Here is a 6,576-nt window from a genome sequence, read left to right as displayed (position 1 = left end):
CGGGTTTAGTTCAGCGCGACTTTTTTTTAACCTTACATGAATATTATTATCTTTTTTTAATCATTTTTTTGCTTGACTTATCACCACAAGTCTTTAGATAGATTCTATCGTCGCCTGGCACCATTCAATCGCGCTTGAAGTAATTCGTTTTCCGTAATCCAGTGTGAATAACCAGTACTTCGAATCAGGGTCATTTTCATGATGAGTCTGAATGGATTGAGCGATCATATGGTATGTCTGCAGGCGTTGTTCCAGTTTGCTTTTATAGTCCTCTAACTGCATGAGAGTTTGCTCAGCAAGCTGATGTCTCCCGAAAAACAACTTGAGTAGCACTTCATTTCGTTCCACGGGAAGCTGCTCAACAGGCTGTGTAAGCCAATTTTTCAATGCATCCATTCCTTTTTGTGTAAGATTATATTCCTTTCTGTCCGGCTTCCCGTCCTGTGAGGTGTTCGTAACTGTGACCAGTTCATTTTCGGTGAGTTGTTTCAGCGTAGGATAAATCTGGCCATAGCTGATCTTCCAGAAGTGGGTAAGACTCTGATCCATAAGCTGCTTTATGTCATATCCTGATTTGCATCCTGTTGTAAGAATTCCGAGAATCGAATAAGTCGTATTGTTGTATGCTTTCATAATTTTAGTCACCCTATCTTATTGATATATATCTTTTAGATATATAATACCCAAAATATATAAAAAAAGGAAGGGCATATGAAAATATTTTTGTAAATTAAATGTGAAAAATGTGAAGTTAAAAAATAGAGGTTAGTAAAAGGTTGAAACATTTTTAAGAAGCTGTTCGTATTTCATCCTGAGAAATGAAAAGGAGGAAAACTAATGAGTATTGCAACTAACCAGGCAGATTCGGTGAAAGTAGTATTTGTAGATCAAAAAAATGAACAGGTGGAAGAAGTAACCCTTAATTCAGCACAATTAATGGCATTATTAAATTCAAAACAGGTGTGGGTTGAAAAATTCAGTAGTAACTTAAAAATTGAAAACACTGTTTGGTCCTATGCCGATAATAATGTTTCTGTGCAGATTTATTTGAAATAATGGTTGAAACATGATACTGAAACTGAGGATGATTTGGTGGAACAAGCGTCTACCAAGAGGAGTGCACAGAATAACAAAATTGGGATACAGATGTTTAGCACTAATAATAAATTGTGATTGGAAACTTAGTGTCAATTCGACTGTTTGACACTAAGTAAGGTGATTGTAAACAGGATGAGCGCCATTCCAAGAAGTTGAAGGATAGTCAAATGATCTCCCATAACCAGAACACCAAATAATGAGGCTGTCACCGGCTCTACCATGGCAACCATCGAAGCAGTTGTCGGGGCAGTCCTTTGAATACCAATCACATAGAAAATAAAGGAAATACCAGCACCCAAGACTCCTAATAGCAGAAACCAGCCTAAGTCGGCAGACATCAATGCAGCAGCAGCTTCATCCTTATCCACAAAAAGAAATAGGATAAGACAAAGTGCAAAAAAGGCGATGGTTAACGTAGTCTGCGGCTTTCCTATGGAAGAGGCGTTTTTAAATCCGAATATAAACAATGCATAGGAAAGACCGGCAGCAAGACCCGCAACCACTCCTGGGAAACTTCCTGAAATAGAGTCTGTGTTGTAGGCACCAGTAAGCAGAATAATCCCCATGAGCACACCGAAAATGCATGCCCATTTAAGCCAGGTCGAACGTTCTATTCGCAATAAAAAGGAGATCAAAAGTACGAACGCAGGCGCGGTGTACATTAAAGTAGCGGCAACAGCAATGCTTGAGGACTGTATGCTCAGAAAATAAAAAGTGAAGTTTCCAGCAACACCTACACCTGCTAATAAGGACCATATGTATACACGGGGTGAGAAGATCCAATTGTCCTTAAAACGAAAAAGAAACCATACAAAAAAACATGTAAAGCCAACCGCCCCCCGGTAAAGAGAAATGACAATTGGATCCCAGCCCTTGTTCATTAATATATCTGCAATTCCCCCGCTAATCCCCCAAAATATAGCAGCTAGTATAACTAATCCCACACCTGCAAGTCTCATTGTTTGCCTCCTAAAGGTAAAGTGAAACGTATGTTTAAACCCGCTAGTAAAAATCAAAAACTCAATTTTTTTAAAAAGGCATAACGGTAATTCCTTTAATTTCTCATACGTAAACTTAAATCAAATTTGAAAAGTAGGTATCGTTAGAGAGGAACTCTAAATATATAATCAGCAAAAACAAAAGCAGCTCAGAGACTAACTCCAAGCTGCTTTCATTTATCTTACATATTTGATTGTCGTAAAGCCGATGATCCAATACCACTATTTACACTCGTTTTTCTCGTTAAAGAAAAGACTGCAAAGAGTAATGAAATAATAACAAGAGCACCGCCAAACCAAGCTGCATGGGAAACAGTCCCGGTTTGATTTAATACAATTCCGCCAAATGCTGATCCGAGGGAAATACCAATCTGCAACGCAGAATTATTAAAGCTTTGTTGAATATCAGACGTCTCAGGATCTGTTTCAATCAGATAGCTCTGTTGTGGCGGAGCAAGACTCCAGCTCAACGCCGCCCAAATCATCATAACCGGAATGAAGATAATAAGTGAAAAAGTAGTCATTGGCAAAACGAACAGCACAACGGCAAACGAAACGATAACGGCAATGATGCTTTTATGTGTCCCAATCGAATCGGAGAGCGTTCCGCCAAATGCGCCACCACTTACAGCAGCAATCCCGAACAATAGATAACAAAGACTGATCCAGTTGGAACTAAGCTGAAGTTCTGATTCCAGAAATGGAGTGAAATATCCATAAAGTGTATAATGGCCTGCGAGCATGAATAGTGTGGCAAGATGTGCACTGCCTATTTTAAAGCTGCTCACAGCCTTTAATTGCTGGGAAAGTGGTGTCGTGTTTTCACCGGGAATTTTTTCAAGAAAGATGGATATTAAAATAAAGGAACCTATGGATAAAACAGCAATCCCAAGAAAAATAACACGCCAGCCAAAGTTTTCTGTGATCAGAATTCCCAGTGGCACACACATGACAAGCGATGAACTAATCCCCATATAAATAAGACCAAGAGCTTTTGCCCGATGTGCTGGTGAAACAATTTTTGCGGCAATAGTCAATGACAATACAACGATGAGTGCTGTACTCATTGCTGTTAAAACTCTTGCAATCATCATAAACGTAAAATTCGGACTGAAATATGTCATGATATTCCCGATAAAGAAAACAAACAAGGATACCAGGTATATTTTTTTCCGTTCCATCTTACTGGTCATAACAAGTAACACAGGACCGGCAACGGCATAAATAAGTGCGAAAATCGTAATTAGTTGTCCGGCAGAGCTAATAGATATGTTTAAATCGGTCGCAATACTTGGAAGTATCCCGCCAATGATTAATTCTACCAATCCTACTGCAATAGTTGATAATGCTAAAATAAAAACTTTTATATTCAATTGTTATATTACACCCTTTCTAAAAGTTAAAAATAAAAAATCCTGATCACAGAAAATGAACGGTTCATTTTTCTGTAATCAGGATTTTAAGGTTCCTGGTAGAGACCCTCAGCCATATTCTGAGGTTATACAGGTAATATTAATTTATACTTTGAATATTCTACTATCTACTATCCATTTTTTCAAGTACTATTTTTTGAGAAGCTAAAAACTCACTCTGCCTAATTTAGGTATTAGGAAATATACTCCATCACATGTGGATGAAGAGATTCTGAGTATGAAAGCTTCCCATCCCTCGTAATGATAATTCCATCTATTTTATCTAATTGATTTAACTTATTCATAATTTCATCTGGAGGAAGTCCGAATAATCGACTGGTCCAGATTTCCCCATCAACGGAATTTTCCGAGACAATAGTTAACCCGGCAATTTCAGATTCAATCGGATATCCAGTATTAGGATCCAGAATATGATGATAGGTTTGGTTATTCAATGTGAACTTCCTCTCGTAGATCCCAGAAGTTACGACAGATTGATTTAGTGCTCTTAATATGGCGATATAATTTCCGCGTGACTGGAAAGGGTGCTGAATTCCGATACGCCAATAACCATCTTCTTGTTTTGGAGATGTTCCGTATGTCATCACATTTCCACCTAGGTTAATTAATGCAGAAGAAACATTCATTGATTCCAGGTCATCGATGATCAGATCAGCAATAAACCCTTTTGCAATTGCTCCTAAATCGATAAACATTCCGGTATAACTTAAAAAAACGCTCTGGTCTTTGTCATCCAGAATGATGTCCACTGCATTTGTTTTCTTAAGTAAAGCTCGGATACTTTGAGGTTCAGGGACAGTCGCATCCTCAAATCCGATATGCCATGCCTGCACAAGCGGACCAATAGTAATATTAAGAAAACTATCAGACTCAGTGCTATGTTTTTTCCCTAATTTAATTAATTGGTATAAGCTAGGGTTCACTTTTACCGGTCGAATGCCTGCATTGTTGTTCACTTCCATTAATTCTGAATAAGGATCATGGGCACTGAAGCGTTTCTCATATTCTGTCAATCGCTCTATTAATTCATCCAGAACAAATTCTGCATAATCATGCTCTACAGATAAATAGATAATTGTTCCCATCATATGTATTTCGCGACTTTGAACTCCCATATTTCCACCCTTTCTCTAAAGAAGCATTTTGGCAAAATTCAAGAAAAGAGGCCATGGAGACCTCTTTTTATTTATCTTTCACCGTTGCTCCTGATACAGTATCTACTTTTGAAGTGGCACCTGACACAGCATCGACACCGCCGCCTGTTAATTGCTGTCCGGTTTGTTCAAGGTACCAATCAATAGTTGGTTTTATATCTCGCACGTATTCGTTTATACCTAAATAATTCCCGTCTTCATCCCGAACTGCCTGGTAGCTGTGAACAACGAACTTATCTGGTCCGTGTGTAGGCACATGGGTTCTTACAATATCCTGTTTTCCTGAGCGTAATTGCTGAATAACCCATGCAACACCGCTGAATGCCTTCTCAGGGTGGCATTCTGCTAATGGGTTACCTACTTGTTCCGGTCTGCGGGCTGCTAACATATCTTCCGCTTCATATTTATAGTTATAATAAAGGAACTGGTTATTACTATCCGCATAGGTTAATTCTGCTGGCATGGATTTCAGGAATTGATTAATCTGGTCAACAGTTAAAATACCGCGATCTAATTTAACATAAGTATTACCTTCCACAGCATTTGTCTTTGTTGCTGCCTGTTCTACCCAGTCATCGTCTGACATGTTAATACCTTCTATTGTTGTATCAATGGAGCCAGTAGCATACAGATCTTCCGTGCTGGAGAGATCCTTCATCCCATCTGGTGAATCCATGACATTAACGACATTGATAAAACGAATAAATTTCTTAATACAGCTTTCTAAAAATTGCGTTGTTTCGGAATCCTTCAGATTTCTTTCTTCATCGAATGCTTTATGGACTTCCCCTAACAGGAACTCATTCCCTGGCATGACTACCGCGTTCACCCCAGGTGCATCTAATACTTGGCGTAAATGTAATTGGGAGCGTGATGACCCCTGGACATCATAGGAAGCACCCACGATCATTACTGGTTTCCCATCGAGTGGGTGAATTCGGAAGGAAAGCCATTCTAAGACACTTTGTAACGCGGATGGAATGGAATGATTATATTCAGGTGTAGCAATAATCACACCATCTGCTGCCAGTATTTTTTTATTTAAATGTTGAATTAAATCACTATCCGTCTGGTCATTTGACTGGTTAAACATTGGTACATCCTTAATATCCAATACTTCTACATCAATTAACTTTTTAAACTTCTTAGCAATAAAATTTAACAACAGACGATTATATGAAAAATCAGCATTTGACCCAACAATTCCTACTATTTTCATCTTTGTACCTCCTTGGATTAATTGTCCTCCCATGAGAATTTTTGTGCTCTTTGCTTATGTGCCTTATTTGAGTTAACTAATTGATTTGTAATATCAACAAATTGGAGATAGTCTTCAAAAATCGCATCAAGCTCATCAATTTTTCTCTGATCTTTCAGGTCACCGTTTTCATCAAAGGCTTGTAAGGAAAGCCCTAATAAAAATTCCGAACTCGGCATAATGCGAGCTTTTAGCTCTGGTGCATCAAGAATTTGTCTCAGGTGTGCTTGTGATCTGGAGGAACCTAATCTTCCATAAGAAGCTCCAGTAATCATAACTGGTTTATCAATCAGTGGCTGAGTTGTATAGGAGAACCATTCCAGAGTGCTTTTTAATACAGCAGGTACGGAATGGTTATATTCTGGTGTACTAATGATTACTCCATCAGCTTGTGTAATTTTGTCTGAAAGTTTCTGTACTTGGACAGGTGCTGTTCTGTCTTTCGGTTTATTAAAACCAGGCAAATCTTTTATCTCACAGACCTCAATGTTAGCCCTATCTGCGAAATGTTTCTGAATAAAATGCAGCAACATACGATTAGTAGAGTTGTCTGAATTTGTCCCTACTATTGCTATAAGGTTCTTCATTTTATTGCTCCTTTCCCATTAAAATACATACTCTCATTTTCCGCCTTC

General features: G+C 38.4%; 7 protein-coding genes and 1 riboswitch. Of the genes, 1 reads left to right on the top strand and 6 read right to left on the bottom strand.

Going from position 1 to position 6,576, the window contains the following annotated elements; genetic code table 11:
• Positions 1-93 precede the first annotated feature (93 nt).
• Positions 94-633 carry a PadR family transcriptional regulator gene (locus BMW36_RS17305; protein ID WP_089743429.1) on the bottom strand — a complete coding sequence of 180 codons (540 nt, stop codon included), beginning with the start codon at positions 631-633 and terminating at the stop codon, positions 94-96.
• Positions 634-837: 204 nt separating this feature from the next.
• Here BMW36_RS17305 and BMW36_RS17300 point away from each other — a divergent pair, with 204 nt between their 5' ends.
• On the top strand, positions 838-1,056 hold the full coding sequence (locus tag BMW36_RS17300; RefSeq protein ID WP_089743427.1) for a hypothetical protein: 219 nt from the start codon (positions 838-840) through the stop codon (positions 1,054-1,056).
• A 131-nt stretch (positions 1,057-1,187) separates the two neighbouring features.
• Here BMW36_RS17300 and BMW36_RS17295 read toward each other — a convergent pair whose 3' ends face one another.
• The 5 genes from BMW36_RS17295 to BMW36_RS17275 all read right to left on the bottom strand — a co-directional run bounded on the left by BMW36_RS17295 (position 1,188) and on the right by BMW36_RS17275 (position 6,528).
• Positions 1,188-2,057 (bottom strand): DMT family transporter, encoded by an 870-nt coding sequence (locus BMW36_RS17295; protein WP_089743425.1) that lies wholly within the window; start codon positions 2,055-2,057, stop codon positions 1,188-1,190.
• Between the two features lie 221 nt (positions 2,058-2,278).
• Positions 2,279-3,469 carry an MFS transporter gene (locus tag BMW36_RS17290; RefSeq protein WP_089743423.1) on the bottom strand — a complete coding sequence of 397 codons (1,191 nt, stop codon included), beginning with the start codon at positions 3,467-3,469 and terminating at the stop codon, positions 2,279-2,281.
• A 55-nt stretch (positions 3,470-3,524) separates the two neighbouring features.
• A riboswitch (purine riboswitch) is annotated at positions 3,525-3,622 on the bottom strand.
• 80 nt (positions 3,623-3,702) lie between these two features.
• Positions 3,703-4,644: an FAD:protein FMN transferase gene (locus BMW36_RS17285; protein ID WP_089743421.1), complete on the bottom strand. Its 942-nt coding sequence runs from the start codon at positions 4,642-4,644 to the stop codon at positions 3,703-3,705.
• A gap of 67 nt (positions 4,645-4,711) precedes the next feature.
• The gene (locus BMW36_RS17280) at positions 4,712-5,902 is read right to left on the bottom strand and encodes an NADPH-dependent oxidoreductase (protein ID WP_089743419.1); all 1,191 of its coding nucleotides are present in this window, start codon (positions 5,900-5,902) and stop codon (positions 4,712-4,714) included.
• A 17-nt stretch (positions 5,903-5,919) separates the two neighbouring features.
• Positions 5,920-6,528, bottom strand: a complete 609-nt coding sequence (locus BMW36_RS17275; protein ID WP_089743418.1) for an NADPH-dependent FMN reductase — start codon at positions 6,526-6,528, stop codon at positions 5,920-5,922.
• Between the last annotated feature and the right edge of the window lie 48 nt (positions 6,529-6,576).

It is taken from the genome of Gracilibacillus ureilyticus (assembly GCF_900111195.1).
Classification (GTDB): Bacteria; Bacillota; Bacilli; order Bacillales; family Amphibacillaceae; genus Gracilibacillus; species Gracilibacillus ureilyticus.
This window is presented reverse-complemented; position numbering and strand designations above follow the sequence as displayed.